We start from the raw sequence: 26,173 nt of genomic DNA, 5'->3' as shown, positions 1-26,173 counted from the left end.
ATTTGCAGGCAATTTCAAATTAAAACAACCGTAGCTAACTTGAATCAAAGACCACAGCAGCCAAGAGGAAGACAAGAGGAGCCATACCGGATCAATCATAAAATCAGAGTCCGTGAGGTAAGATTAGTAGGAGACTTCGTAGAGGGCGGAAACGCCGTATTGTCTATCGAAAAAGCCATCAAACTTGCCCAAGACAATGAACTTGATCTTGTCGAAATTTCTCCGAATGCAGAACCTCCCGTATGTAAGATCATCGACTATGCGAAGTTTAAATACGAGCAGAAGAAGAAACAAAAGGAGATCAAGGCCAATGCAGCCAAGGTTGTTTTAAAAGAAATCAGATTCGGACCTAATACCGATGATCACGATTTCAACTTCAAACTGAAGCACGCCATCAACTTTCTGAAAGAAGGAGCAAAAGTAAAAGCCTACGTTCACTTCGTCGGCCGATCGATTGTTTTCAAAGAAAGAGGGGAGATGCTTCTTTTGAAATTTGCGCAGGAGCTCGAAGACCACGGAGTGGTGGAGCAGATGCCAAAGTTGGAAGGAAAACGGATGAGCATCTTTATCGCTCCGAAGGCGGGTAAAAAGTAATTTCAACCAATTTAAATACAGCAAAATGCCAAAAGTAAAAACCAAATCCAGTGCAAAAAAGCGGTTTTCCCTCACAGGAACCGGTAAAATCAAAAGGAAACACGCTTTCAAAAGCCACATCCTGACAAAAAAATCTACCAAGCGTAAGCACAACCTGACCAAGACTGGTTTGGTGCACGTGTCTGACGAAGGCAGAGTGAGAGACATGTTGAAGATCTGATCTCCAGCTTAACTCTTTTAAATAACAAGGTTCATTAATTCACCAGATACTTTGGTAACCAAGATTCCGCATTGATCGGAACACCAAGTGTCAAAAACTAAAAAACTATGCCTAGATCGGTAAACGCGGTAGCGTCCAGAGCAAGAAGAAAAAAAGTGCTAAAGGCCACAAGAGGTTACTTCGGAAGAGGTAGCAACGTATGGACTGTAGCGAAAAACAAGTACGAGAAAGGTCTTCAGTACGCTTACAGAGATCGTAAAGCGAAGAAGAGAGAATTCAGAGGTTTGTGGATTCAGCGTATCAACGCCGGTGCAAGAATGCACGGTGTTTCCTATTCTCAATTGATGGGTTTGCTAAAGAAAGCAGAAATCGAACTTAACCGTAAGGTTTTGGCTGATTTGGCAATGAACCATCCAGAAGCATTCAAAGCTGTAGTTGAAAGAGTAAAATAAGGTCGGCACATCCTTATTTTGCGGAAAGCCTTCCCATTGGGGAGGCTTTTTTTGTTTCCGGGGTAGCAGTCCAAGGAGCGCGCTTCGTAATTCGTTCTCTTTGACTTCGGGCTAGATTTATTGATTTCTATAATTGCAAATCAAAAAAGCTTCCAGATCCCGTAAGCAGAGACAGAGAGAATCGCAACGGCACTCAGCCAAAACATCAGCTCAGATCCAAACCCGGAAGTCAATCTTAGCTCTCTATTTTTTGCCCTAAACTTGATCGCCGCGGCGACGACCACGAGCAACAACACAGAAGCCACAATTCCTCCTGAAAGCACCATAAAACCCGGAAGCTTAACAAATAAGTAGGTGATCACCCAAATAGCCGGGAAAGCCCAGGCCAGGATTCCCACCCACCTTTTCCTTCCAGGTTCGTCGCCCCTTTTTAACCATCCCAACTCACAAAAGACGTCCGGATAAAGCCTCGACCAATAGGCCAGCGAGGCAAAAATGCTGGAATACAAGGCGAAGAATGCTCCGGCCAAATAGCTAAATCTCGCTCCTGGCCCAAGGGACTCGGTGTAGATCGTCGCGAGATAGTTGATCAGATCGTTACCATCGGGTATTTGCCCCTGCCCATAAAGGACTGACGCACCCAGCAAGTAGAAAGCGGCCGTGACTAAGGTGTAGACGATCATTGCCAAAAAAGCATCGAGGTACATGATCTTGATCCATCCACGGGCCCGCTTTTTCCAGGATTCCGAGCCGTCATTTGGACCGACGTAGGCCGCATATCCCTTTTCCTGACACCAATAAGTGTAGGCGATGATCTCGTCACTCGCCACCCCCGTGATCCCGAATGCCGCGATAGCGACGAAAATGACCTCCTGCGGCAACTTGAAGGTTAACCCGGACAAGACGTCATCTAGTGTGAATGCAAAGGGAGTGTAAAACAGCGCAACGAGTGATGCGATCGTAAAAAGTGTAAAGCCAAAAACCATCAGCGTGGATGCTTTTTCGATCAGGCGATAGTAGTTTTTGTAAATCAACAAACTGAGGCTGATTCCCAGCAACAGCAGCCAAATGTTGATCGGAAGGGTAGGGAAGATCAAATTCAAGACAATGGCCGAGCCGCCCATCATTCCCCCAATTTGGAGTGTTTTGAAAGAGGTGAGCACGAAAGTAGACCACACGGCCCAATTGGCTTTGCCAAATGCCGGGCCTGACAGTTGATTGAACTCTTGCATGAGCGGCTTGCCGGAAACGATGGCGTTCTTCCCGAATTCCAGCTGAATTGCGACTTTGATCAAACAGCTGACCAAGATGACCCAAAACGTGATGAATCCGGCTTTAGCTCCCAAGACGGTCGTGGCAATCAATTCACCGGAACCGACTATGGACGCAGATAGGATAAATCCCGGGCCTAGAAAGCGTAGCTTTTTTAAAAAGGAACCAGGCGGTTCTTGGACAGATTTTGGGTTCATTGGCTGGAATATAGCCAAAAACCGCTGTATTAAGGATCAAAAGGGTTTGTGAAAGAAGGGTTTCAGGAGGAGGTTTGAACTCCCGTCCGCCGCGGCGGATAGGAATCCTGCACTCGGACTCCAAGTATCGGAATGAGTAGCTCAAGATAGGCAAAAAAAAAGGCTTCCGTTTCCGAAAGCCTCTGTAGCGAGAGGGAGATTTGAACTCCCGACCTCAGGGTTATGAATCCTGCGCTCTAACCAACTGAGCTACCTCGCCGAATATTATTATTACTCACTATTTCTACTTCTTGGGAGATTTGAACTCCCGTCCGCCGCGGCGGATATGAATCCTGCTCCCGATAGCCATCGGGATACCTCGCCGAATATTATTATTACTCACTATTTCTACTTCTTGGGAGATTTGAACTCCCGTCCGCCGCGGCGGATATGAATCCTGCTCCCGATAGCCATCGGGATACCACGCCAAATATTTTTATAAATTTCCGTCGGTATTGATTTTTGAAATTAATGGCTAACTTAAACCATCATCGGATTTCGAAAATCTAGCCTTTCCTTGTGAATTTGGCCGTTTTGAGCCCCTTGCAAAAGGGAATGCAAATATGAGGTCTTGTACTCTTAAATGCAAGTTCAGTTTTGAGAAAAAGTGTGAAAAAGTCACCTTTAAAATTACGAATCATGGTCAAAAATAAGTTTGTTGCTGATTATCAAATAAATGCTTCCAAGAAAATTGTTTTTCATTATTTAAGTTCTGCAAGTGGATTAGAGGAGTGGTTCGCAGATGAAGTCCGGATTGACGAGGACAAGAATTTCATTTTCAATTTTGACAACCAGGATCATCACGCACGACTTACTTCGCTGAGATCAAACCTCCATGTAAAATTTGATTTCTTTGACCCTAAAAGCCAAAATGAAACAGATCACTCCTTCATTGAATTTAAGTTGGAAGAAAATGAACTGACGCAATCGCTCTTTCTGAAGGTGATCGATTATTCTAATGAATACGAAGAAGACGAACTCGCCGCGATCTGGGATGGACTGATTGCAAAGCTTAAGGAAATTATAGGTGGATAAATTCCCTTCAATTTGCCAACTTTGAACTCTGGCATCGATTAACCGTACTCCATGCCGGAGGAAGTTTGCACGAATGAAAAAACTCGATAAGCTAATTTTAGGATCTTTTATAGGGCCGTTTTTACTGACTTTTTTGGTTGTTGACTTCATCTTGTTGATCGTCAACATGCTCAAATATTTTGATGAGATTTTCGGAAAAGGACTGGGATTTTGGATCTATGCTGAACTGATCGGATACTTCGTGATCAGCATTTCCCCGATGGCTTTGCCGCTGGCGGTTCTGCTTTCCAGCCTGATGACTTTCGGCAATCTGGGAGAGCATTTTGAGCTGACTGCGATCAAGAGCAGCGGTATCTCCCTACTCCGGGCCATGAGGCCAATTGGTATTTTTGCGGTTGTACTGACGATCGCCGCGTATCTCTCCAACAATTACCTCGTTCCTAAGGTCAATCTCAAGACATTTAGTTTGCTGTATGATATCCGGATGAAATCTCCAGCTTTGGATATCAAAGAGGGCGTCTTCTATGCCGGTATCCCAGGCTATAGTATCAAGGTCAACCAAAAGATGGACGATATCAGACTAAGGGACATCATCATCTATAACCACGGAGACCAGCAGGGAAATCTAAATGTGACACTTGCTGATTCGGGAAGAATGGAGACGTTTTTCAGCGACAGTTATCTGAAATTGACCTTGTACAACGGTCAAAACTATAAAGAAGAGCGACAAACGCGTGGAATAGCTGGGCCTCCCGTGGAGTTTTCAAGAACGAAGTTTGACGAAAACGTGATTGTATTTGACCTGGATGCCTTCCAGCTAAGCCGAACCCCCGAAGATCTCTGGTCCACCAACCGGGCGATCAAAAACATTGCGCAGATCAGGTTGGGATTGGATTCGATCAATACATTGGTCAATGATCTGAAATTCCAAGGATATCATCAAACGGAAAGCACCTATCCTTTTTTCACTAAAAATAGGAAACTGATTCCTCCCGATGAGATATTGAAAAGAAAGACACGGGACGATGAGTTGAGAAAGGCACGGCTGGAGCTTGAGAAGAAGGAACAGGACTCTTTGAAAAACCTTTCAGAAACAGTAGAAGCAGAGGCTGACAAAAAAACAGATTCTATCCAACCCGGAGAGAGGAGATTGGTGGTCAGTGCAAGCCCGGAGATATCCAAAACTGACTCCATCTTTCGGGAAAAAGTCGCCATACGAAAAGCCAAAAGGGATTCTATCGATGCCGAACCAAAAGCCATTGCAACAGCGGATACAGTAGGGGTAGCTCAAGAAGAAGTCAAGAAAGTCAGGCGAACAGCCCCGTTGACTGAGAAAGAGCTATATCTGATTGACTCGGTGGTGGTCAAGCGCGGCTACCTATCCAGTGCCTACACCATGGCGCTCAATAACTCGAGAAACCTCAAAAACACATTTGATGTAAAAGAAACCCAGATAGATAATCACGAACGGGAATACAGAAGATATGAGATCGCCTGGTACCAGAAATATTCGCAGGCGATTGCCTGTTTTGTGATGTTTTTGATTGGGGCTCCCTTAGGCTCAATCATCAAAAAAGGAGGATTGGGCATGCCGGTACTGATATCTATCATCTTTTTCATTCTGTTCTATATGCTCACGATTACCGGTGAAAAGTGGGCAAAAGAAGGACTCACAGACCCGCTGTTCGGTACCATTTTCTCTAACCTGTGCCTATTGCCCTTTGGCTTGTTTTTCCTCAGACAAGCGAGAAAAGATTCCAGACTGTTCGAGGCAGATTTCTACACTGGGATTTGGAAAAAAGTGTCCGCTTTTTTGCCCAAAAAGGCAGTAAAGTCCAGCTGATCTTTTACTTTCCGGAATAATAGTCTTACCTTTGTGATTGTTTTACAAAATTTAGCTAAACATGTATTTAACATCAGAGAAAAAACAAGAGTTATTTCAGAATCATGGACGGTTAAAATCTGCTACTGATACAGGATCTCCTGAATCACAGATTGCCCTCTTCACACACAGAATCCAGCATTTGACTGCGCATTTGAAGTCAAACAAAAAGGATCACTCCACTAGATTGGGTCTGTTGAAGCTTGTAGGTAAGAGAAGAAGCCTACTTGACTACCTCCACAAAAAAGAAATCGAGCGCTACAGAGCAATCATTGCTGAGCTCGGAATCAGAAAATAATCCTTTTAGTAAGGTTCTCTAGAATTGAGAACCTTACTTTTTTCTTTTTAAGCTAGATGCCTGGATTTTTCAGACCGAAGAAATTATACTAACAACAATTTATGTTACCAAATTTGATCACTAAGACCATCCAACTACAGGATGGCAGAGAAATCACTATCGAGACCGGAGCACTTGCCAAACAGGCCGACGGTTCTGTCGTAGTGCGGATGGGAAAAGCGATGCTATTAGCGACTGTCGTTGCTAAAAAAGACGCTTTGGAAGGAGTAGACTTTTTGCCTTTATCAGTTGACTATCAGGAAAAATTTGCTTCATCTGGTAAAATCCCCGGTGGATTTTTGAAAAGAGAAGGCAGATTGTCCGATTACGAAATCTTGATCAGTAGAATCGTCGATCGTGCGATCCGTCCAATTTTCCCGGATGATTACCACGCAGATACCCAAGTAGCGATCACCTTGATGTCTTACGACAGCGAAGTATTGCCGGATTGTCTGGCAGGTCTTGCAGCTTCAGCAGCCTTGTCTGTTTCTGATATCCCTTTCAACGGACCGATTTCGGAAGTTAGAGTTGCCAAGATTGATGGTAAACTCGTCATCAACCCAAGCCCTAAGTCTTTGGAGAAAGCAACGTTGGAATTCATCGTGGCAGGGTCACTGGATTATATCCTGATGGTAGAGGGCGAAGCAAACGAAATCGCAGAGGAAGAAATGCTCGAGGCGATGCAGTTTGCACACGAAGAAATCAAAAGACATTGCCAGGCACAGATCGAACTGACTGCCATGGTAGGTAAAGAAGTGAAGAGAACTTACAGTCACGAGAAGTCAGACGCAGCACTTTATGACAAGATGAAGGCTGAGTTGTATGACAAGCTTTTCGCTTCTGTAAGCAAGCAAATCGCAAATAAAACTGAGCGTTCTGCCCTGATTAAAGCTATCAAGGATGAGTTTGTGGCAAATCTTGGTCTTGACCATGGATTCGAGGCAAGCCTGATTGGCCCATATTTTCACAAAATTCACAAAGAAGCTGCTCGGAATCTGACTCTTGAAACCAAGAAAAGATTGGACGGCAGGGAGTTGAATGAGATCAGACCGATTTGGTCTGTCGTAGATTACCTTCCTTCAGCTCACGGCTCTGCTGTGTTTACCAGAGGTGAAACGCAATCTGTCACCACTTGTACTCTCGGTACCAAGATGGACGAGCAGATGATTGACGGAGCGGTGATTTCCGGATACAACAAGTTCTACTTGCACTACAATTTTCCAGGTTTCTCTACAGGCGAAGTGAAGCCAAACAGAGGCCCAGGAAGAAGAGAAGTGGGTCATGGCAACCTTGCCATGAGAGCTTTGAAAAAAGTACTTCCTCCGGTAGAAGAGAATCCATATACCATCCGCATTGTGTCTGACATCTTGGAATCCAACGGTTCTTCTTCGATGGCGACTGTTTGTGCCGGCTCATTGGCGTTGATGGATGCAGGTATTCCGATCAAAGCACCTGTGACAGGTATCGCGATGGGTATGATTTCCGATGCGAAGACCGGCCGATACGCAATTCTTTCCGATATCCTCGGAGACGAAGACCACTTGGGCGATATGGACTTCAAAGTGACCGGAACCGAAAAAGGAATCACTGCTTGTCAGATGGATCTCAAGGTAGAAGGATTGGATTACTCTGTGCTGAAAGAGGCGTTGTACCAAGCCAAGGACGGTCGTCTTCACATTTTGAATGAAATTTCTAAGACTTTGGCTGCGCCAAAAGCTGACCTTAAGCCACATACTCCACGTTCATTCATGATGTGGATTCCTAAAGAACTGATCGGCGCCGTGATCGGACCAGGAGGAAAAGTGATCCAGGAGATCCAAAAAGATACCGGAGCTACCATCATCATCGAAGAAGTTGAAAATCAAGGTAAGATCAACGTGTTCTCAGCCAATCAGGCTAACATGGACGCTGCAATCAAGAGAATCAAAGCCATCGTCGCTCAGCCTGAAATCGGTGAAGTGTACACAGGCAAGGTGAAAAACATTCAGCCATTCGGTGCTTTTGTGGAATTTATGCCAGGCAAAGATGGTTTACTTCATATCTCAGAGATCAAGTGGGAGCGACTGGAAAGTATGGAAGGTGTGCTCGAGCCAGGAGAAGAGATCAGTGTTAAATTGATCGAAGTCGATAAAAAGACCGGAAAATTCAAGCTTTCGAGAAAGGCTCTTTTGCCAAAGCCTGAAAAACCTGCTGCCAAAGATCCAGCTTGATCAAACATTTGACTATCTTATTGCATTAAAAAATTAATTTCTCAAATTCTATCCTGAATGAGGCAGCTAAAAATTAGCAAACAGATTACCAACAGAGAATCCCAATCACTGGACAAGTACTTACAGGAAATTGGTAAAGTAGACCTGTTGACAGCTGATGAAGAAGTGGTTTTGGCAAAGAGAATTCGTGAAGGCGATCAGCTTGCTCTCGAAAAACTCACCAAAGCAAACCTCCGATTTGTGGTATCTGTTGCCAAACAATACCAAAATCAAGGTCTTTCTCTTGGAGATTTGATCAATGAAGGTAACCTCGGTTTGATCAAAGCCGCACAGCGATTTGACGAAACCAGAGGTTTCAAATTCATTTCCTACGCAGTTTGGTGGATCAGACAGTCTATCCTGCAGGCCTTGGCCGAGCAGTCGAGAATTGTCCGCTTGCCATTGAACAGAGTAGGCTCTTTGAACAAGATCTCCAAAACCTTCAGCGAACTGGAGCAAAAATTTGAGCGCGAGCCTTCTCCTGAAGAATTAGCAGAAGTGCTTGAAGTGACTGCTTCTGAGGTCGTTGATACCATGAAGATTTCCGGTCGTCATGTATCCATGGATGCGCCGTTTGTACAAGGGGAAGAAAACAGCCTTTTGGACGTATTGGAAAATGACGGCGACGAGAAGCCGGATGATGGACTGATGACTGACTCTTTGAGAAAAGAAGTTCAGCGAGCGCTGTCTACTTTGACCCAAAGAGAAGCTGACGTCATCACCCTTTATTTTGGATTGAACGGTGAGCATGCGATGACCCTAGAGGAAATCGGTGAGAAGTTCAATCTGACCCGTGAGCGGGTAAGACAGATCAAGGAAAAAGCTATCAGAAGGCTGCGTCACACTTCCAGAAGCAAGACGCTTAAACCCTACCTGGGATAAAAAAACTAAAGGGGCTCAGGCCCCTTTTTTATTTTACGTTCATCAGAGATTAAATACGATTGGCCCGCTGCTGGTGACCACACTACTTCGGTCGTGGTCTTCTAGCCAAGCTACTAAAGAAGATTCATCTACTGACAGAAAAGCGTAGACAGCTAATTATATCTCTGAAAGTAAGTAACAAGGCCTCGCTTAGGGAATTTTAACTACCCTGAGTTTTGTTGCCTACCCAAAAATGACAAAATTTAACCGATTTAATACAAGCTATTAATGAATCAGGAAATTGAAAGGGTCCAAGTATTGATCATCGGATCAGGCCCTGCTGGCTACACAGCCGCTATCTACGCCTCAAGAGCTGGATTATCACCCGTATTGTACACCGGAGGCCAGCCGGGAGGTCAGTTGACGATCACCAATGATGTGGAAAATTATCCGGGGTACCCTGATGGAGTCATGGGACCTGAGATGATGGAGGATTTCAGGAAGCAAGCCGAAAGATTCGGCACAAGTGTGCGGTACGGCATGGTGACCAAAGTGGATTTTTCCTCCCGTCCCCATGTAGTGACGGTAGATGGCCAGGTGACGATCCACGCGGATACTACAATCATCTCCACAGGAGCATCGGCAAAATGGCTCGGAATTGAAAGTGAAACCAAACTGAATGGTAAAGGTGTTTCGGCATGTGCTGTCTGTGACGGCTTTTTCTTCAAAGGGCAAGAAGTCGCGATTGTAGGAGCAGGAGACACCGCGTGTGAGGAAGCCACCTACCTTTCCAATATTTGTTCGAAAGTATATATGATCGTCAGACGGGAGGAAATGAGGGCTTCGCAGATCATGCAGTCACGTGTCATGAACAATCCAAAGATTGAGATTCTCTGGAATTCTGAGACCGAAGAAATCTTGGGAGAAGATGAGGTCATCGGCGCCCGGATTCTTAACAATAAAACCGGAGAAAAGCGAGATATCGCAATTTCTGGCTTCTTTGTTGCTATTGGACATCAACCAAACACGGAGATCTTTAAAGATTTTATCCACATGGATCATTCCGGCTACATCAAGACGATTCCAGGTACTTCAAAAACCAATGTGGAAGGGGTCTTTGCTTGCGGAGATGCTCAGGATAACATTTACAGACAGGCAGTCACTGCGGCCGGAACGGGCTGTATGGCGGCATTGGACGCGGAGCGCTTCCTGGCAGCACAAGAGAATCATTAAATCCAATTGATGAGGAATTTCATTCTGAAAGTAATATTGGGAATAATGCTGAGCATTGGTTTTACGGAAGCCAATGCTCAGGTTTTTCCCAAGATTATTAAGAGAAACAGTACGACTAACCCAGCTAATACTCAGGAGAGAAGAAATATCGAGCTGAGACAATTTGACCAGGAGTCTTATTTGAAAGCGCTTACTTTTCAGACTGATTCCTTGATTTTTCAATACGACGTCAACCTCGCCAGAATCAGATCAATTGTCAGCGAGGAGCAGGGCGGGCTGTCCTGGGCACCAACCAATCAACTCGTGAAAGTCTCCGAGCAAGTTCAAATCGACAGCATCTGGGTGACTGCATTTGAATACTACTCTACCTGGGACAGCAAAAAAGTGGATATCTACAATCTTGATATCCGTAATTTCCAAGACAGTCTGCAACTGAGACTTTATGACCAGCGCTATGGCATGGATTGGAAACTGCCTCTTGATGAATCCAAAAAGACGTCTGTATTTGGCCCGCGATGGGGCAGGAGCCATTATGGAACCGACTTGGACTTAGACACAGGAGATCCGGTTTATTCGGCCTTTGATGGGATAGTACGCGTGCGGTCCTATGATCGTTATGGATGGGGGTACTATGTCTTGGTAAGGCATAAAAATGGGATTGAAACCTTGTATGGCCACCTTTCCAAACAGATTGCCGAAGTTGGAGATGAGATAAAAGCGGGGGATATCATCGGAAAGGGCGGAAGCACCGGTCGAAGTACAGGTTCCCACCTTCACTATGAGATGCGCTACAGAGGCTTACCATTTGACCCTGAGAAGGTCTATGACTTTGACAAAGGAGAGCTGACCACCCAAGATCTGCTGATCACGAAGGACCTCTTTTCCCACGTCGCCAGTGCCAGAGCCGCAACCTATCACCGCGTAAAGAGAGGCGAAAACTTGGGTGCGATAGCGAGAAGATATGGAGTGCCAATCAGCCAACTTACCAGACTGAATGGAATCAGTACTCGATCAATTCTCAGGGTGGGTCAAAACCTCAGGGTAAAATAGAAGACAAGATGAAACTAGATATATTGGTTTTGGCCGCTCATCCCGACGATGCTGAATTGGGTTGCTCGGGTACGATTGCTGCTCATGTGGCAAAAGGCCATAAAGTCGGCATTGTAGATCTGACTCAAGGTGAGATGGGTACCAGAGGCACACCTGAGATCCGCCTGAAAGAGTCTGACGATGCAGCAAAAATCCTCGGGCTTTCCGCGCGTGAAAATATGGGCTTCAAAGACATTTACTTCAAAGACGACGAAACTCACCAACACGAGCTTATTCGTATCATTCGGAAGTACCAACCCGATATTGTGTTAGCTAACGCTGTCACGGATCGCCATCCGGATCATGGAAAAGGCTCTGCACTAGCAACAAACGCCTGCTTTATGAGTGGGTTGAGGAAGATAGAGACTTTCCAGGATGGAGTAAGTCAAGAGCCGTGGAGACCAAAATTTGTCTACCATTACATCCAAAACAATTACATTGAGCCCGATTTTATCTTTGACATATCACAGTATTGGGACACCAAAGTTGCCAGTATCATGGCCTTCAAGTCCCAATTTTACGATCCTGCCAATGATGAGCCTGCAAGCTTCATATCCTCTCCGGAATTTTTGCCATTCATAGAGTCCAGAGCAAGAGAGTTTGGTCATCGGATCATGGCTACGTATGGAGAAGGATTTACCGTCGAACGGTTTATCGGCGTAGATGACCTGTTTGATCTGAAGTGATTACGGAGCTAGTCGCGTGATTTTCCAGCCTTCTTCGGAGTCTTTTTGGTAGCAGATGCGATCGTGCAGCCTGCTGGGACGTCCTTGCCAAAACTCAATTTTCATTGGCATCAATCTGTAACCGCCCCAATGAGCCGGTCTGCTGATAGGCTCGGAGGAAAACCGTTGCTCAAACTCTTGTTGCCTGCTTACAAGCTCCTCTCGATCAGCGATCGGTTTGCTTTGAGGTGAAGCCCAGGCTCCGATCTGTGAACCCATCGGCCGCGAATGGTAATAAGTATCAGATTCTTCACCGCTCACCTTTTCCAAAGTCCCCATTATTCTGACCTGACGCTCCAGTTCTGGCCAGAAGAAGGTAAGCGAAGCTTTAGGATTCGAGGCAATTTCCTGCCCTTTCTCACTTTGGTAGTTGGTGAAAAAGACAAACCCCAGATCCAGCTCTTTCAGTAATACAATTCGGCCATTTGGAAAGCCATCCAGGCCAAGGGTCGAAAGACACATTGCATTGACTTCCGGAACTTCGGAATCGATTGCTTCATCTAGCCAAGTCCGAAATTGAAGCAAAGGATCTTTTTTTACATCACTGATATCCAGTGATTTGGAGGTGTAGTCTTTACGAATTTCAGAAAGCTTCATTGTTTATTTAGATTGATTGAAAAATCATTGATAAAAGTACCACAGGCATTGGATTTTTAAAATTTAAGCCTATATTTTTCACCATAAAGGAAAGACAAGTGTATGAAGAATGATCCTTCAAAAGTACCTCAGGCGGGCAATCTGTTGATATCTGAACCCTTTTTGCAGGACGAAAATTTTGTTCGTTCTGTGGTTCTTCTTTGTGAGCACAATTCCGAAGGCAGTTTTGGATTGGTACTGAACAAACCTTCGATACTTCTCTTGAGTGAATTGGTTGAGGAATTGTCCTTTTTGGAGAGCGAAGTTTTCGTGGGCGGACCAGTGGAGCAGAATACGCTTCACTTTATCTATTTTGGTGAGAAAGTCCTCGAGGGAAGCGTCTCTATCGGCACTGGAATCTGGTGGGGCGGCGACTTCGAGGGTCTTGTCGGACGCTTAAAAACCGGCACGATGGATGCTCAAAACGTAAGGTTTTTTATTGGCTACAGCGGCTGGGCTGCCGGCCAGCTCTCCGATGAATTGGCCGAAAATACCTGGATCATTTGTGATCACAAACTGGGCCCCAATTTGCTTCAAAATACGCCCGACGAGCTGTGGCGTTTGCTTTTAAAAATGATGGGAGGGGAGTTTAAGGTAATCGCAAATTATCCCCTCGACCCAAGATTAAATTAGGCAAAATCCCTACTTTTGCCCATATTGCCTTGAAATAGTATCGTTTTTATGACTGAGAAAAGTAACGAATTGTCTGGAAAAGACAAGGTGACCCAAGCTTCCGAAGAGGAAGTAAAGGGTATCGAAAATGTAGATCAAACGGAGCAACCTGAAGTAGAAGCTGTTGCCGAAGATTCAAAAATAGAGGAGCCGGAGACTGCTGCTGCAGAAGCGGAAAGCACTGAGGAGGAAGCGCCAGCCACTCCAGAATCTGTCGAAGAGGAAGTATCCGAGTTAGAGGCAGAAGTAGCCGAGGAAGAAACCCCAATTGCTGAGATTGAAGACTCGGAAACCGTGACAGAAGTTGCGGAAGATGAAACGGAGAGCGCGATTGAAGAAACCGAAGAGCCAGTCGCTGAGTCAGTCTCTCAGGAGGTTGCGCCAAATGAAGCGGCAGACAAGGATGAAGCCGAGGATACAGAAGAAGAAGATCACTCAGACGAACATATCGAGCTGGTTGGACTGTCTAAGATTCAACTGTTGAAAATTCTAAAGGATAAGATCAATCACACACCAATCCTGAAACTGGACAAAGTCGCCCACGAGATCAAGGCTGCTTTTGAGGAATTGGTATCCAAAGACAAAGAGGAGGCACTGAATAAATTCAAGGCGGAGGGCGGCGCCGAAGATGATTTTGAATACCGTCAGCACGAAGAAGAGCGCGAATTCTTCAAAGTATTCAATGACTTCCGCTATCAGATCAACTCCATCAGAAAAGAAGCCGAGAAGCAGAAAGAGAAGAATCTGACGGCAAAGACCGACCTGCTCAATAAACTGCGTGACCTGGTGGATGGCGAAGAGACTACCCTGAGCATGGGTACGATCAAAGCCATTCAGGAAGAATGGAAAACCATTGGCCCGGTACCGACCGCGCAAAACAAAAACCTCTGGGCAAGTTTCAATGCCCTGATGGACCGATTCTACGACAACCGCAGCATTTACTTTGAGCTGAAAGAGCTGGACAGAAAGAAAAATCTGGTAAGTAAGACAGAACTTTGCGAAAAAGCTGAGCAGCTCAAGGACGTCAAAGAGTTGAAGGAAGCTATTCGTCTCCTGAATGAACTCCACGAGGAATTCAAGCACATAGGACCCGTCCCGAGAGAAGATCAGGAAAATCTATGGCAGCGTTTCAAAGCTGCGTCAGATGCCGTCTATGACCGAAGAAAAGAGTTTTTTGACGGGCAAAAAGAAGTCTACAAGGTCAATCAGACCGAAAAGGAATCTCTGATCGCTTTGTTGGCGCCATTCGCGGATTTCAAAGCTGACCGGATCAAGGACTGGAATACCAAAACCAAAGAGATTTTGGAGATTCAGAAAAGCTGGGAGAAAATCGGACCTGTGCCGAAGGAAGCGGGTAAAGAGATCAACAAAGCGTTTTGGGCGGCATTCAAGCACTTCTTTCACAACAAGAACCTCTTTTTCAAAGAGCTGGATGAGATCCGTGCCACCAACCAAAGCAAAGCTGAAGAGCTCATCGCCCAGGCTGAGGCTCTGAAGGAAAATACCGACTGGCAAGCTACCGCCAACCAGCTGGTGAAGTTGCAGCAGGACTGGAAAAAGCTAGGTCCAACTCCGGAGAAAAACCGGGATTCGCTCTACAGAAAGTTTAAAGCTGCTTGCGATGGGTTCTTCGAAAACAGAAGAAATTCCAACAAGCAGGCACATACTGAATTTGATCAGAACCTCAAGAAAAAGCAGGAGCTGATCGGTCAGATCTTGGATGCTTCCAAGGGCGACGAACTGAGCGAAGACGCACTCACTACTTGGGTGTCTGAGTTCAACGAACTGGGATTTGTCCCGCGCAAGAATATCAAAGAAGTTCAAGCTCAGTTCAAAGAAGCGGTAGACAGCTATTTGGAGAAGTTGGATCCTAGTGGTACTGGCCGGGAGGATTTCTTGTTTAGATTGAATCTCAACCGAATTCAGTCTGATCCCAATGCGGTGAAGACCCTGAACAAGAAAGAGCACGGTATCCGTAAGCAGATCTCTGATTTGGAAAACAGCATTACACTCTGGAGAAACAACCTCGAGTTCTTTGCAGCATCCAAAACCGCTGATAAACTCAAGGATCAGTTTGATGTCAAAATTCAAAAGGCAGAGGAGGAAATCGACAAGCTAAAAAAGAAGCTTACGATCTTGAAGGAGTTTTAAATTTTTCCCGCTCAAAATCTGAGAGATAGAAATTTCTTCGGGAGCGGGTTTGGAGTGAATGGCCTCAAGGCCTATATTTGCACCACAATAAAGGAAGGCCTCTTTAGCTCAGCTGGTAGAGCAACTGACTTGTAATCAGTAGGTCGCTGGTTCGATCCCGGCAAGGGGCTCAGAAAAGGGAAACAGAAATGTTTCCCTTTTTGCTTTTAATGACGTTAGCTACAGCAGTCGGGATAGCGCGATGGACTCAATGCTTTTTGGCATTTGTCAAATAATTGAGCTCTTGAATTAATAACGCGAATTTTTGCTTAATTTTTCTCCAAAACCAAACCTGAAAAAACATGAAATTACTATTTACAAGCGTCACCCTAGTTATGACCCTGATTGGGTCTTCATTTTTGTCATTCAATGAGGCTTACAGAGCCTCTTACTTTGAAGGAAAATGGGAAGTGCTGGTCAAGGACACTCCGCAGGGCGATGCGGTCATCCCGATGCGCTTTGAAACTGTTGAGGACGTGACTACTGGTTATTTCCAAGAGGATGCGTCCGGCACAGAGTTGAAGATGAGCTCGGTTACGATCGAAGGCGAAACTTTGACAGCGGCCTTTACCATCTCCGGCTATGACGTCACCATGGATCTTAAGAAGGTTGATGAGGATTTCTCCTCCGGCAGCTTGATGGGGATGTTTACAGCTGAGGCTAAGCGGGTGAAATAGACTTTCAATCTGGAGGACTGTAGTTGGCGACAGATCTGTTTACCCACCGCCAATCAAGACACAAGAAAGGCAGCTTTTTACAAAGCTGCCTTTCTGCATTTAACGCGGGAAAGGAGAGCTTTGAAGAGTGCCTGATGTGTTTATCAGCTATGATTTTCAGCGAAGCCATTGATTCCAGATTTTGGAGCGAATCGAAATCAGCATCATCGTAAAATCCCCAGTCAGGCCGTGATTTTCTTTTTATTTACCTTGAATAATGACTGTTTTTGATCAATTTACAATCCAGAAATGATCAAAAGTGGTAGAATTCAATGAAAAACCCATTTCAAAAATCCAGAATTCCAGAAGGCAAGGCTTTTTTAATCAGGGAGTTAAAAGCCCCGTTTTTTGATGTAAGCTGGCATTTTCATACGGAATATCAGTTGTTTGTCGTTTTGAAGGGAACGGGGACCCGTTTCGTGGGAGATCACATGCAGAATTTTCGGGAAGGGGATATGGTCCTAACCGGGCCGGATCTGCCTCATCTGTGGAAAAATGACAAAGCCTATCATCTGCCTGAAAACCGGCTCGAGACCCACGGAATCGTGATCTATTTGCCGGACAACTTTTTAAACAACTCGGTGTTTCAGTTGGAGGAATTTGAGGTGATCGCCAGCATGCTGAAGAAGTCCATCCGCGGACTGGAGATCGTCGGTAAAACGAATCTAGAGGTCAAACAAATGATGATGGAGCTGCTGGACATGACGGGCGTCAAAAGCATCAACCACCTACTCAAAATCCTGCAGACGATTGCCGATTCGGCAGATTGCAGGCTGATCGCCGACGCAGCCTATATCAATACCAACAAAGAATCCGAAAAGGACAGGATGGGCCAAGTCTACGAATATGTGACGCACAACTTCCAGGGCAAGGTCAGTCTGGAAGAGGCAGCCCAGCTTTCCAATCTTTCCGTTTCGGCTTTTAGCCGGTTTTTCAAATCCAGAGTGAACAAATCTTTCTCAGATTTTCTGACCGAGGTTCGAATTTCCCATGCCTGCAAACTGCTGCATGAAACTGACCTCAACATCAGCGAAATCTCCTATGAATGTGGCTTTTTCACCCTGTCCAATTTCAACAAGCTCTTCAAGGATCGGGTCAAAAAGACGCCCGTTGAGTACAGAAAGGAGTTTTTGAAGACATTTCCTGTCTAGTCCAACTGCAGCGGGCCGTCGCTTACTTAGTACTGCAGATGAGTGTCGGGTATTAGGCCTTTAGCTTCTCGGTCACTTGATCCAAGTAGGAAGCACTGACCGGAACCTTGAATCCAAAGACATGAAGCTGATGCCGCTCGGCTCTGGAGACCTTGTTTTTATTGGCCAAAAAGGATCGATGGGTTCGGATAAAATAAGAGGGCAGCAGCCGCTCGGTCTCAGCAAGCGTCAAGCGACTGAGGATCTTTTGTGTTTCTAGCTGGAAAGTCACATAATTCCCTGTGGCCTCGCAGTAAACCAATTCGCTGAAATCAACCCGGATCTGTCCGTCACTGGTTTTGACGAAATGGTAGGCAGGCTCGCTCTCAGGTTGGAGATCGATCCATTCTTGGGCTTTTTGGCAAGCCTTCAGAAAGCGGCTCAGATTAAAGGGTTTCAGCAGATAGTCCAGCGCATTTAATTCAAAACCCTTGACCGCATAGTCAGAATAGGCTGTGGTAAAGACGACCAGCGTTTCCTTGGGTAATAGCGCCGCTAGATCCATCCCAGAAATATCCGGCATATTGATATCCAGAAATACGAGCTGAACCGGATCGCTTTTCAGATACTCCAAGCCCTGTATGGCGTCGGTAAAAGTGGCCTGGAGTTCTAAAAAAGGTACTCTGGAAGCATGTGACTTGATGACTTCCAGAGCAAGAGATTCGTCATCGATGGCAATCGCCTTGATCATCAGGAGTGGATTTGGACGGAAAGGTGCACAAAATAATCGGAGTCGTTGGCGACAATGTTTAGCTGATGCCTATCGGGGTAGAGGAGAGCTAAGCGACTTTTTACATTTTCGAGGCCGATCCCCGATTCTTCCCGGGACTTTTCGCTGGTCGGCTTGTCGGGATGAATGCTATTGACCAGATCCAGATGCACCGAGCCGGCAATACATCTCAAATTTAAGCGGATCCAGGATTTTTCTTTGGTAGAGATGCCGTGTTTGAAGGCATTTTCGACGAATGGAATCAGGAGCATCGGAGCGATGTCACCGTGGCAGCTGCCGTCCTGGATGTTGATTTCCAACTCGAGATTGGTCTGGGAACCGAAACGAAGCATTTGAAGATCCAGATAGTTGCGGAGGTAATCAATTTCACGCGAAAGCGGGATGTGTGGCAGCTGATTTTCGTGCAGCATGAAGCGCATCATATCGCCAAGCTTTTGGATGCCATCGGCGGTCTTATCCGCATTCTCGATCAAAGAGCTCGCATAAAGCGTGTTTAGCGCATTGAAAAGAAAATGAGGGTTGATCTGGGAGCGAAGAAAGTCCATGCCTGCATTCCCCCGATCTACCTGATTGGTCAGGGTAAAGATTCTCCCCATATACGAGTCGTATTTTTTGAAAATAAGATTGGCAAGGGGAAAAACGATGACGAGTAGGAATGCAACCACCGGGATGCCACCGAGAAAGAAGATTTCTTCCGCATTGTTCTCAACAGAAATCACCAAAAAAACAAAAAGGATCAATGCTGCAAGTCCCCAATTAAACCAGCGGGCACGCTTGACCTTACCACCTTCCCTGTTTTTGTAAACGAAATAATAGTAGTACAAACCCAATACAATCAGCCCAGGAACCACCATTCCGAGTACGACCAGCGGACCGGGATTGGTAAGGCTCAGCAATTGAATCAAGAACAGAATGGTGAACAGATAGATGAAAATCAACCGGACGATGTTGTAGATCTGGAAATCGCGGAGCTTGGGAGGGGTGAGCGCCTGCTCGAGGATATAGGCTCCGATCAGGTAGCAGGCATAGATCCCGACCACACCAAGATAAAAGCTAGGAAATGGCGCATGAATCAGCTCTGTATTATAGGCGAGAATTGCACAAATGAGCAGCGATGCGGCAGCGATCAGGAAGGTAAAGATGATCGGAAGAGCCGGTTTTTTTTCCCTTTCATATTTGGGAATCAGCACCATGTGGATCAGGTGGAAAGACACATATAGCGTAACGGGAATGGCCAATCTTGCGACAAATCGGAAGATTTCAAATCCAGAAGTTTCATGGAAACTGGGGCTGAAGCCAAACAAATTGAATAAAATGATCGAAAGAAACGCAGTGGTGACGATCCACCATTCGATCTGTCGGAAATCAAGGCTTTTGGATTTCATGGGTGAAAGGTATAGACTATTTAGTGAGGGTTGATGTAGTGAATTCATTTTCGGAAGAGGAGTTTGCGGGTTGGGTTCCTTTGGAGGCAAAAAGCAAGAAGAGGTTGTAGATCAGGGCCGCCGCGATGATGAGATAAAATACGGTTGGCTTTTGGGCATTCCTTTTTGCTGATGCAGGCATAGGTTGGTAAGTGGATGTCGTAAAAGAGTTGGTTTAGTTTCGTACTGGAAGTTTTACCAAGATTACCGTGAGTCGGAGGGCCAATCAAAAAAATGTGACGAAACAGCCGGTTTCAGGGCTGGAAAGCCAGATTGTTCGGTGGTGGGGAATGGAAAAATGCCGCAGGGAAATCCACCGATCTACACTGCAGAGCTAGAAAAGAACAAAGACATTGAAGACGAAAAAGCCCGCGACGAGCATCAGTCTTCCTCTCAAAAAGTATGGGAATTTTCCTATTGGTTAGATATCCGTAAGTCTACAGATTAATAATTATCTACCAGCGACTTGGTCGTAGCCTCGAGGACTTCAAAGGCTGCTTCGGCCATGGTATTTTGGGTATCAAGAGTTGGGTTGACCTCGACGATTTCCCAGCAGCAGACCCGCTTGTCTCGGATCAACTGGACGTTGAGCTGGATCGCTTCCTCCAGGGTCAGGCCATTTGGGACGGGCGTACCAGTTCCTACAGAGATGGAGCTATCCAGACTGTCCACGTCAAAGGAGATGTAGATTTGCTCACAGTCCTTCAGAATTTCCAACGCCTGCCCGGCGACTTGCTCAATGCCCAAATGTCTTACTTCCTGCGTGCTGAAGTTCTTAATTCCATATTTTTGAATCAGGAAGTTCTCGGGTTCCTCAGTATCCCTGACCGAGATGAATACGATGTCCTGCGGATCGATCTTTGGAAAATGCCCCCCGATGTCCTTGATTTTTTCCCAATATCTAAGCGTCTCGGATTCGGGATCATTGACTTGACAATCCATATTGTCGAGTTGGGCGGCGATGGCAAGCGGCATACCGTGCATGTTGCCGGACGGAGTGGTGAAGGGCGTGTGCAGGTCCGCATGGGCATCGATCCAGACTACGCCGAGCCGTTGCTCGGGCTGAGCGGCTTTGATACCCATGATCGTGCCGGCAGCCGTACTGTGATCCCCGGCCAGGATGATTGGAAATTTCTTTTCTAAGCGAAGGGATTCAATCGTGGAGTAGACATTCTTCAAAACGTGGTAGACTCCATCGATGTACTTGGCGTGCGGATACTTGTTGCCTTTCCACAGGTAGTTGTTGGCGTCAGGGACGTTGATGGGGTCGAAGTGGGTGAAAAATGCGGACTGCTTGTCCAGACTGGCGATCTTGAGGGCATCTATTCCCATGCTGGCTCCGCGCGTACCTGCGGCGATCTCGGAGCGGACTTCCACGAGTTTTATATTTCTCATCTCTGAGTTGGTATTTGGGTTTACTACTTACCGCAAATATGCAATTAATTGCCGCTAGCCTTTTGTTCTTTCACGGATAATCTGTCGCGGGATGACGCTCGACAATCCATTGCAGGGAGTTTTATTGACAGGATTGCTTCCATAGAACGATTGAAAACAGGAAATGCGACCGTCTGGAAATTGCTCATAGGTCGTGACTTTTATAAACCTATAAAAATTATAGGGAAAGTAGGAAAATAGAATCTTGCCTTTTATCTTTGACTCATCATCCAACACAAAACGAACTATCATGAGCGCTGTAGCACAAATCCTCCACACAGAATTGAATTCAAATTCATGGACTGTCACCGCTTCACCTGACTTGGCTCAATTTAATGTGGGCGAGGAGGTTATCCTTAAGATTTTTTCTCAGGAAGTAGGAAATCAGATGCAGGGGATGTGTCGTTTCGAGCGGGGATTTGAGCAACTGCTGCCGCTTTTCAGAGGCTTGATTCTCTTGGGTAAGCCGCGGTCGTTGAGCCTGATCTATGACTTTGACAGAGCTCAGGCCTTCTTCACTTTTTCTCAAACAGAGAAAAGAGAAGCGGTGCGATTCGTCAATCAAATCATCGAACTCCTCAAAAAGGAAGTGAGGTTCAAAGAGATCCTGGACAAAGTCATTGAAAATAACAATCGCTTCCGCGCCGAACAGTCTCTACTGAACTCAGCGCTCCACACGGCTGTCTGGGATTAAGGCAACGTTATCTTTTGGTAAAAAGGGGCAAGTCCAGCGTGGGATTGTCCCTTTTTTCATTTGATATGTTTATAATTGATTTTTTAGCGGCCACACGGAATACCCTTACTAATCGTTCCCTTAGGGGAGAAGTTTTCTTGAGGGCATTTGAATTACCCCGATAAAAGCGCAATTTTTGCACCCTTAATTCATGTATTTAACCCCACGGTAAATGAATAGATACACCGACCTGATCCAGCAGACGTTTGACTTTCCGACCAAAGAGTTTCATGTAGAAAACAATGAGCTCTTTTTCAATGGAGTCAATCTAATGGAGATCATCGAAACCTATGGCACACCGCTGAAGCTGACCTATTTGCCCAAGATTTCGGAGAACATTCAGAGTGCGAAGTCCTTTTTCAACAATGCGATCAAGACGCACGACTACCAGGGGAAATACACCTATTGCTACTGCACGAAGTCTTCGCATTTCAGCTTTGTGCTGGACGAGGCGCTGAAAAATGACATCCACATCGAGACTTCTTCGACGTTTGATATTCCATTGGTCAGAAGCCTGTATGCGAAAGGAAAGATCACCAAGGACACCTACATCGTCTGCAACGGCTTCAAGCGGGAATTGTACAAACAATACATCACTGAGCTGCTGAATGACGGTTTTCACAACTGTGTGCCGATCCTGGACAACCTCGGGGAGATCGATTACTACTTGGAACACGTGAAAGTTCCCTTTCAAGTAGGGATCAGAATCGCTGCGGACGAGGAGCCAAAATTTGGTTTCTATACCTCCCGACTGGGCGTCAGATACAATGATATCCTCAGTCTGTATGAGGAGAAAATCAAGAACAATCCGCAGGTAAGCCTGAAGATGCTTCACTTCTTCATCAACTCCGGCATCAAGGATACGGCGTATTACTGGTCGGAATTGACCCGGTTTATCCAAAAGTATGTGGACTTGAAAAAGATCGCCCCGAGTCTGGATACGATGGATATCGGCGGTGGTTGGCCGATCAAGACCAACGTGTTTTTCGACTACGACTATCAATACATGGCCGATCAGATCGTGAAAAACATCAAGTGGATGTGCGCCAAAAACAACACAACGGAGCCGAACATTTTTACAGAATTTGGTAGTTACACTGTCGGAGAGAGTGGGGCGGTGCTGTACTCGATCTTGGAGGAAAAGCTCCAAAACGACAAGGAATTGTGGTACATGATCGACGGATCCTTCATCACCCAACTCCCGGATAGCTGGGGCTTAAACCAGAAATACATCATGCTGGCCGTGAACAATTGGGATGAAACCTATCAGGGAATCTCGCTCGGAGGCCTGACCTGTGACAGCATGGACTACTACAACTCCGAAGCTCACCAGTTCAATATCTATTTGCCAAAGATTGAGACCGGCAGAAAGCAGTACATCGGATTCTTCCACACGGGCGCATATCAGGAGTCGCTGGGCGGCTATGGTGGGATCCAGCATTGTCTGATCCCTGCGCCAAAGCATGTGTTGATTGATCGGGACGAAGACGGCAATGTCACTCACCGACTTTTCGCCAAGGATCAAACCGAGGAAAGTATGCTGAAGACGTTGGGGTATTGAGGAGCCCAACTAGGACATAGAAACACAAAAGACCGCCTCGCAGCGGTCTTTTGTGTTTTGCAAGTCTTCGCTTGCCAATGTCATTCTAAGATGGACTGTTGACCGAAACTCACCTCACCGTGACGTGATAGCAGGCCTGTCTTCTTTCCTTGATGACAAAGATTTTGTTTTCCTTTTGAAAGTGTTTTAAAACCGCCTCCAGATCTTTTTGATACTTCCGGTTGTAGTCCTTTTTGCCATTAAATCTGATGTAGGAGATGTCAAAGGAGACCCCGTAGGAGTGGGAGCTGTTGCCGTCCGTCGCGTTTCGATTCCTTCTCTTCAGTTTCTTCTGCTGCTCCATGGTGCGTGTGGCGGACGTCACTGTAAGGTAGGCCCCCTGACCAGCCAGCGTCTCGAAGGTTTGGCCGAGCTCTTCGAGGATTTTTTTGGACTCCAGTGTGACGTAGGGATAACTGTGGGTCAATTCGTCCACCTTGTATCCAGCGCCAAAGTTCACTTCCACCAAGTTGCGATTGGCTACCAGGCCGAGGAGATGTTTTTCATCCTCAATTAATCCGATCCCTTTGAGCTCGGCAGCGCTGAGGTGATCCTCGTAGGTGTCTTTGGCAAGTTTGCCTGAAAACGCCGGTAGTTCAATCGCTGTCGATGGCTCCAGAGGAGCCGCTTCAGGCAACTCCACGTACTCTGTCTGAATCTTATCTTGTGTTAAACTCTCATAGGTTTCTGTCAATTGCGTTTTCAGAGTTGGTTGATAACTGACCATCGCCAGTGTTCCGAGCGAAAAAAGGCTGATAAAGGCGAAGACAATGATTCCTGTGGTTTTATTCATGAAGAAAAGAAACGCTTTTGTACGTTTAGGAGACTGAAGGGATTGAAGCGACAAGTTATAAGACCGGGTACTTATGATCCTCCGATTTTATCCGAATGGTCTCTATGGTCGGATGAATGTAGAAGGTTCATTTTGCTCCCTCCAAAGATCCCGCCAAAAAAGGGCGTTTCCCTAAAAAGGGTACTTCTGCAGCTCAATTCCCCACAACCAGGGAAGGATATAATAGACCATTAGCGTGATAATCAAGATCGAAATGATATTCAGCCAAAGTCCCGCTTTGACCATATCTTTCATTTGGAGGTAACCTGAACCAAAAACCACCGCGTTGGGCGGAGTGGCTACCGGAAGCATAAAGGCGCAGCTCGCAGCCAACGTAGCTCCGACCATCAGTCCAAATGGATGGAGGTCGAGCTTGATCGCTACCGAAGCCAGGATCGGTAAAAGCATAGAAGCTGTCGCCACATTGGAAGTTACCTCCGTCAGGAAGTTGACCGAACCGATGATGATCAGAAGCAATACAAAGAATCCCACGCCCTCGATCAGAGTAAACTTCTGGCCTAGCCACTCTGCCAAGCCGGTTTCTTTAAATCCTTCCGCCAGTGCCAAGCCGCCGCCAAAAAGGATCAACACACCCCAGGGGATTTTTTCTGCTGTTTTCCAGTCCAGGATCCGTTCGCCGGAAGTAGAAGAGGGGAGTACCAGCAGCAATACTACCCCGATCAAGACGATGATGGTATCGTCGATTGCCGGGATAAAATTCGCCAGCAAAAAACTCCTGGTAATCCACGAAAAACAAACCAAGCCAAACACAATCAGCACTGTTTTCTCTTCGAACGTGATCTTTCCCAAGGCATGCAACTGGGTGGAAATGACGGATTTCCCTTCGCTCAATTGGAAATCTTGGGGTAATTTGTTACCAAAAGCAACGAGGTAGTACCAGCAGATAATCAATAGGATAAGCGAAAAAGGAAGCCCAAAAAGCATCCATTCATTGAAGGCAATTTCATAGTCATAAAGTTGCTTCACCACGGCCGACAGGATGGCATTGGTCGGCGTGCCGATGAGCGTGGCCATTCCGCCGATAGAAGCTGAATAAGCGATCCCCAGCATGATGTTTTTGCCCAAGTTATCTGCCAAACCCTGGTTTTGCTCACCCAATTGAGTTTTAAATTGGCTGACGACGGCGAGGCCGATGGGAAGCATCATCAGTGCGGTGGCGGAATTGGAGATCCACATTGACAGCAAGCCCGTGGCCGCGATGAATCCCAAGACGATCGTGCGCAGATTTGTTCCTAATAAGTTTATTATGTTAAGTGCGATCCGACGATGCAAGCCCCACTTTTCGATTCCTGTAGCGAGGAGGAAGCCGCCCATATACAGCAAGACGGTGGGATGCATGTAGTTGGCCGATACGGGCGCGATCTTGAGAATCCCCAGTAAGGGCATCAGGATCAATGGCAACAGCGCTGTGCCGGCAATAGGGATCGCTTCTGTTATCCACCACACGGCCATCCATGCAGTGAGCGCCAGCATAGCTTTTGCCTCAGGATTCAAACCGGGAGATTCTGCAAAAAAATAAATGAAAAGAAAAGCTATAGGGCCAAGATACAGCCCTAGTCGCGGAAGCCAGTTGTTCATAGATGGGCTAAGAGCAGGTTGGAGAGGTTAGGCAGGGAAGATAAAAAAGAATTGGGAAAAGGAAGACTTAAAAAGTATATTTAACATAATATAAATTATACAACAAAAAACACAATAGATCAAAGTGGCTCAGGCCGAGCTTTAACTGTTTCAATCATTTTGAGAAAGCCCGTCCAATAATTTTGACAAACTATTCTCCGAAATAAATTCTACTTGAAAACAGTCCGCATCT

Annotated in this window: 26 protein-coding genes and 2 tRNA genes; 19 read left to right on the top strand and 9 right to left on the bottom strand. The window is 46.0% G+C overall.

Going from position 1 to position 26,173, the window contains the following annotated elements; translation table 11 throughout:
* Positions 1-39 precede the first annotated feature (39 nt).
* From infC to rplT, 3 genes are all read left to right on the top strand, one after another.
* A complete protein-coding gene (infC, locus tag G459_RS0108155) occupies positions 40-594 on the top strand; it encodes a translation initiation factor IF-3 (protein WP_026967209.1) in 555 nt (184 codons plus the stop codon).
* Positions 595-619: 25 nt separating this feature from the next.
* Positions 620-814, top strand: coding sequence for a 50S ribosomal protein L35 (gene rpmI, locus G459_RS0108150; RefSeq protein WP_026967208.1), 195 nt, complete (start codon positions 620-622; stop codon positions 812-814).
* A gap of 107 nt (positions 815-921) precedes the next feature.
* Positions 922-1,266, top strand: a complete 345-nt coding sequence (rplT, locus tag G459_RS0108145) for a 50S ribosomal protein L20 (protein ID WP_026967207.1) — start codon at positions 922-924, stop codon at positions 1,264-1,266.
* Between the two features lie 140 nt (positions 1,267-1,406).
* Here the strand turns inward: rplT and G459_RS0108140 are convergent, their stop codons facing one another.
* Both G459_RS0108140 and G459_RS0108135 read right to left on the bottom strand, forming a co-directional pair.
* Positions 1,407-2,735: an Nramp family divalent metal transporter gene (locus G459_RS0108140; protein WP_026967206.1), complete on the bottom strand. Its 1,329-nt coding sequence runs from the start codon at positions 2,733-2,735 to the stop codon at positions 1,407-1,409.
* Positions 2,736-2,920: 185 nt separating this feature from the next.
* Positions 2,921-2,994: transfer RNA gene (locus G459_RS0108135), tRNA-Met, on the bottom strand.
* Positions 2,995-3,413: 419 nt separating this feature from the next.
* Here G459_RS0108135 and G459_RS0108125 point away from each other — a divergent pair.
* From G459_RS0108125 to bshB1, 8 genes are all read left to right on the top strand, one after another.
* Positions 3,414-3,809, top strand: coding sequence for an START-like domain-containing protein (locus G459_RS0108125; RefSeq protein WP_026967205.1), 396 nt, complete (start codon positions 3,414-3,416; stop codon positions 3,807-3,809).
* Between the two features lie 73 nt (positions 3,810-3,882).
* A complete protein-coding gene (locus tag G459_RS0108120) occupies positions 3,883-5,652 on the top strand; it encodes an LptF/LptG family permease (RefSeq protein ID WP_026967204.1) in 1,770 nt (589 codons plus the stop codon).
* A 61-nt stretch (positions 5,653-5,713) separates the two neighbouring features.
* A complete protein-coding gene (gene rpsO, locus G459_RS0108115; RefSeq protein ID WP_026967203.1) occupies positions 5,714-5,989 on the top strand; it encodes a 30S ribosomal protein S15 in 276 nt (91 codons plus the stop codon).
* Positions 5,990-6,090: 101 nt separating this feature from the next.
* Positions 6,091-8,238, top strand: a complete 2,148-nt coding sequence (pnp, locus tag G459_RS0108110; RefSeq protein ID WP_026967202.1) for a polyribonucleotide nucleotidyltransferase — start codon at positions 6,091-6,093, stop codon at positions 8,236-8,238.
* A gap of 57 nt (positions 8,239-8,295) precedes the next feature.
* On the top strand, positions 8,296-9,159 hold the full coding sequence (locus G459_RS0108105; RefSeq protein ID WP_026951708.1) for a sigma-70 family RNA polymerase sigma factor: 864 nt from the start codon (positions 8,296-8,298) through the stop codon (positions 9,157-9,159).
* Positions 9,160-9,426: 267 nt separating this feature from the next.
* Positions 9,427-10,371: a thioredoxin-disulfide reductase gene (gene trxB / locus G459_RS0108100; protein WP_026967201.1), complete on the top strand. Its 945-nt coding sequence runs from the start codon at positions 9,427-9,429 to the stop codon at positions 10,369-10,371.
* Positions 10,372-10,380: 9 nt separating this feature from the next.
* Complete coding sequence (locus G459_RS0108095) at positions 10,381-11,421, top strand: M23 family metallopeptidase (protein WP_026967200.1); 1,041 nt, start codon at positions 10,381-10,383, stop codon at positions 11,419-11,421.
* 8 nt (positions 11,422-11,429) lie between these two features.
* Entirely contained in the window at positions 11,430-12,146 is a 717-nt protein-coding gene (bshB1, locus tag G459_RS0108090) for a bacillithiol biosynthesis deacetylase BshB1 (protein WP_026967199.1), read from the top strand.
* Here the strand turns inward: bshB1 and pdxH are convergent, their stop codons facing one another.
* On the bottom strand, positions 12,147-12,782 hold the full coding sequence (gene pdxH / locus G459_RS0108085) for a pyridoxamine 5'-phosphate oxidase (protein WP_026967198.1): 636 nt from the start codon (positions 12,780-12,782) through the stop codon (positions 12,147-12,149). It abuts the gene before it with no gap.
* A 102-nt stretch (positions 12,783-12,884) separates the two neighbouring features.
* Here pdxH and G459_RS0108080 point away from each other — a divergent pair, with 102 nt between their 5' ends.
* The 5 genes from G459_RS0108080 to G459_RS0108060 all read left to right on the top strand — a co-directional run bounded on the left by G459_RS0108080 (position 12,885) and on the right by G459_RS0108060 (position 17,550).
* On the top strand, positions 12,885-13,454 hold the full coding sequence (locus G459_RS0108080; RefSeq protein WP_026967197.1) for a YqgE/AlgH family protein: 570 nt from the start codon (positions 12,885-12,887) through the stop codon (positions 13,452-13,454).
* A 48-nt stretch (positions 13,455-13,502) separates the two neighbouring features.
* The gene (locus G459_RS0108075; RefSeq protein ID WP_084454426.1) at positions 13,503-15,644 is read left to right on the top strand and encodes a DUF349 domain-containing protein; all 2,142 of its coding nucleotides are present in this window, start codon (positions 13,503-13,505) and stop codon (positions 15,642-15,644) included.
* A 97-nt stretch (positions 15,645-15,741) separates the two neighbouring features.
* A tRNA-Thr gene (locus G459_RS0108070) sits at positions 15,742-15,814 on the top strand.
* Positions 15,815-15,985: 171 nt separating this feature from the next.
* Positions 15,986-16,360: a hypothetical protein gene (locus G459_RS27070; RefSeq protein ID WP_157373295.1), complete on the top strand. Its 375-nt coding sequence runs from the start codon at positions 15,986-15,988 to the stop codon at positions 16,358-16,360.
* Between the two features lie 311 nt (positions 16,361-16,671).
* Positions 16,672-17,550, top strand: a complete 879-nt coding sequence (locus G459_RS0108060) for a helix-turn-helix domain-containing protein (protein WP_026967195.1) — start codon at positions 16,672-16,674, stop codon at positions 17,548-17,550.
* A 52-nt stretch (positions 17,551-17,602) separates the two neighbouring features.
* Here G459_RS0108060 and G459_RS0108055 read toward each other — a convergent pair whose 3' ends face one another.
* Genes G459_RS0108055 through G459_RS29810 form a run of 3 tightly spaced genes read right to left on the bottom strand, consistent with a single transcriptional unit; the run spans position 17,603 to position 19,885 of the window.
* Positions 17,603-18,280, bottom strand: coding sequence for a LytR/AlgR family response regulator transcription factor (locus tag G459_RS0108055; RefSeq protein WP_026967194.1), 678 nt, complete (start codon positions 18,278-18,280; stop codon positions 17,603-17,605).
* On the bottom strand, positions 18,280-19,704 hold the full coding sequence (locus G459_RS0108050) for a sensor histidine kinase (RefSeq protein ID WP_026967193.1): 1,425 nt from the start codon (positions 19,702-19,704) through the stop codon (positions 18,280-18,282). Before G459_RS0108050 ends, G459_RS0108055 begins: the two co-directional genes overlap by 1 nt.
* Positions 19,705-19,720: 16 nt before the next feature.
* Positions 19,721-19,885 (bottom strand): hypothetical protein, encoded by a 165-nt coding sequence (locus G459_RS29810; protein WP_157373294.1) that lies wholly within the window; start codon positions 19,883-19,885, stop codon positions 19,721-19,723.
* Positions 19,886-20,026: 141 nt separating this feature from the next.
* Here G459_RS29810 and G459_RS29805 point away from each other — a divergent pair, with 141 nt between their 5' ends.
* The gene (locus G459_RS29805; protein ID WP_157373293.1) at positions 20,027-20,191 is read left to right on the top strand and encodes a hypothetical protein; all 165 of its coding nucleotides are present in this window, start codon (positions 20,027-20,029) and stop codon (positions 20,189-20,191) included.
* Here G459_RS29805 and G459_RS0108035 read toward each other — a convergent pair.
* Positions 20,188-21,138 carry an arginase gene (locus G459_RS0108035; RefSeq protein ID WP_026967191.1) on the bottom strand — a complete coding sequence of 317 codons (951 nt, stop codon included), beginning with the start codon at positions 21,136-21,138 and terminating at the stop codon, positions 20,188-20,190. The genes G459_RS29805 and G459_RS0108035 overlap by 4 nt on opposite strands.
* Before the next feature lie 289 nt (positions 21,139-21,427).
* Between G459_RS0108035 and G459_RS0108025 the strand changes: the two genes are divergently transcribed.
* Together G459_RS0108025 and G459_RS0108020 are read left to right on the top strand one after the other, a co-directional pair.
* The gene (locus G459_RS0108025; protein ID WP_026967189.1) at positions 21,428-21,871 is read left to right on the top strand and encodes a hypothetical protein; all 444 of its coding nucleotides are present in this window, start codon (positions 21,428-21,430) and stop codon (positions 21,869-21,871) included.
* A 211-nt stretch (positions 21,872-22,082) separates the two neighbouring features.
* Positions 22,083-23,471: an arginine decarboxylase gene (locus G459_RS0108020; RefSeq protein WP_026967188.1), complete on the top strand. Its 1,389-nt coding sequence runs from the start codon at positions 22,083-22,085 to the stop codon at positions 23,469-23,471.
* 109 nt (positions 23,472-23,580) lie between these two features.
* Here G459_RS0108020 and G459_RS28905 read toward each other — a convergent pair whose 3' ends face one another.
* Entirely contained in the window at positions 23,581-24,303 is a 723-nt protein-coding gene (locus tag G459_RS28905) for a DUF5715 family protein (RefSeq protein WP_051315127.1), read from the bottom strand.
* A 171-nt stretch (positions 24,304-24,474) separates the two neighbouring features.
* Complete coding sequence (locus G459_RS0108010; protein WP_026967186.1) at positions 24,475-25,941, bottom strand: SLC13 family permease; 1,467 nt, start codon at positions 25,939-25,941, stop codon at positions 24,475-24,477.
* Positions 25,942-26,173 lie beyond the last annotated feature (232 nt).

Origin of the sequence: Algoriphagus terrigena DSM 22685 (assembly GCF_000429445.1) — a bacterium.
GTDB classification, from domain to species: Bacteria; Bacteroidota; Bacteroidia; order Cytophagales; family Cyclobacteriaceae; genus Algoriphagus; species Algoriphagus terrigena.
This window is presented reverse-complemented; position numbering and strand designations above follow the sequence as displayed.

Excerpts from the sequence above, each read along its gene's own strand:
- trxB (WP_026967201.1), top strand. The coding sequence starts at position 9,427 with ATGAATCAGGAAATTGAAAGGGTCCAAGTATTGATCATCGGATCAGGC.
- G459_RS27070 (WP_157373295.1), top strand. The coding sequence starts at position 15,986 with ATGAAATTACTATTTACAAGCGTCACCCTAGTTATGACCCTGATTGGG.
- rplT (WP_026967207.1), top strand. The coding sequence starts at position 922 with ATGCCTAGATCGGTAAACGCGGTAGCGTCCAGAGCAAGAAGAAAAAAA.
- G459_RS0108095 (WP_026967200.1), top strand. The coding sequence starts at position 10,381 with ATGAGGAATTTCATTCTGAAAGTAATATTGGGAATAATGCTGAGCATT.
- G459_RS28905 (WP_051315127.1), bottom strand. The coding sequence starts at position 24,303 with ATGAATAAAACCACAGGAATCATTGTCTTCGCCTTTATCAGCCTTTTT.
- G459_RS0108010 (WP_026967186.1), bottom strand. The coding sequence starts at position 25,941 with ATGAACAACTGGCTTCCGCGACTAGGGCTGTATCTTGGCCCTATAGCT.
- bshB1 (WP_026967199.1), top strand. The coding sequence starts at position 11,430 with ATGAAACTAGATATATTGGTTTTGGCCGCTCATCCCGACGATGCTGAA.
- G459_RS0108080 (WP_026967197.1), top strand. The coding sequence starts at position 12,885 with ATGAAGAATGATCCTTCAAAAGTACCTCAGGCGGGCAATCTGTTGATA.
- pnp (WP_026967202.1), top strand. The coding sequence starts at position 6,091 with ATGTTACCAAATTTGATCACTAAGACCATCCAACTACAGGATGGCAGA.
- G459_RS0108060 (WP_026967195.1), top strand. The coding sequence starts at position 16,672 with ATGAAAAACCCATTTCAAAAATCCAGAATTCCAGAAGGCAAGGCTTTT.
- G459_RS0108035 (WP_026967191.1), bottom strand. The coding sequence starts at position 21,138 with ATGAGAAATATAAAACTCGTGGAAGTCCGCTCCGAGATCGCCGCAGGT.
- G459_RS0108120 (WP_026967204.1), top strand. The coding sequence starts at position 3,883 with ATGAAAAAACTCGATAAGCTAATTTTAGGATCTTTTATAGGGCCGTTT.
- G459_RS0108075 (WP_084454426.1), top strand. The coding sequence starts at position 13,503 with ATGACTGAGAAAAGTAACGAATTGTCTGGAAAAGACAAGGTGACCCAA.
- G459_RS0108050 (WP_026967193.1), bottom strand. The coding sequence starts at position 19,704 with ATGAAATCCAAAAGCCTTGATTTCCGACAGATCGAATGGTGGATCGTC.
- rpsO (WP_026967203.1), top strand. The coding sequence starts at position 5,714 with ATGTATTTAACATCAGAGAAAAAACAAGAGTTATTTCAGAATCATGGA.
- G459_RS0108125 (WP_026967205.1), top strand. The coding sequence starts at position 3,414 with ATGGTCAAAAATAAGTTTGTTGCTGATTATCAAATAAATGCTTCCAAG.
- pdxH (WP_026967198.1), bottom strand. The coding sequence starts at position 12,782 with ATGAAGCTTTCTGAAATTCGTAAAGACTACACCTCCAAATCACTGGAT.
- G459_RS0108025 (WP_026967189.1), top strand. The coding sequence starts at position 21,428 with ATGAGCGCTGTAGCACAAATCCTCCACACAGAATTGAATTCAAATTCA.
- rpmI (WP_026967208.1), top strand. The coding sequence starts at position 620 with ATGCCAAAAGTAAAAACCAAATCCAGTGCAAAAAAGCGGTTTTCCCTC.
- G459_RS0108140 (WP_026967206.1), bottom strand. The coding sequence starts at position 2,735 with ATGAACCCAAAATCTGTCCAAGAACCGCCTGGTTCCTTTTTAAAAAAG.
- G459_RS0108055 (WP_026967194.1), bottom strand. The coding sequence starts at position 18,280 with ATGATCAAGGCGATTGCCATCGATGACGAATCTCTTGCTCTGGAAGTC.
- G459_RS29810 (WP_157373294.1), bottom strand. The coding sequence starts at position 19,885 with ATGCCTGCATCAGCAAAAAGGAATGCCCAAAAGCCAACCGTATTTTAT.
- G459_RS0108020 (WP_026967188.1), top strand. The coding sequence starts at position 22,083 with ATGAATAGATACACCGACCTGATCCAGCAGACGTTTGACTTTCCGACC.
- G459_RS0108105 (WP_026951708.1), top strand. The coding sequence starts at position 8,296 with ATGAGGCAGCTAAAAATTAGCAAACAGATTACCAACAGAGAATCCCAA.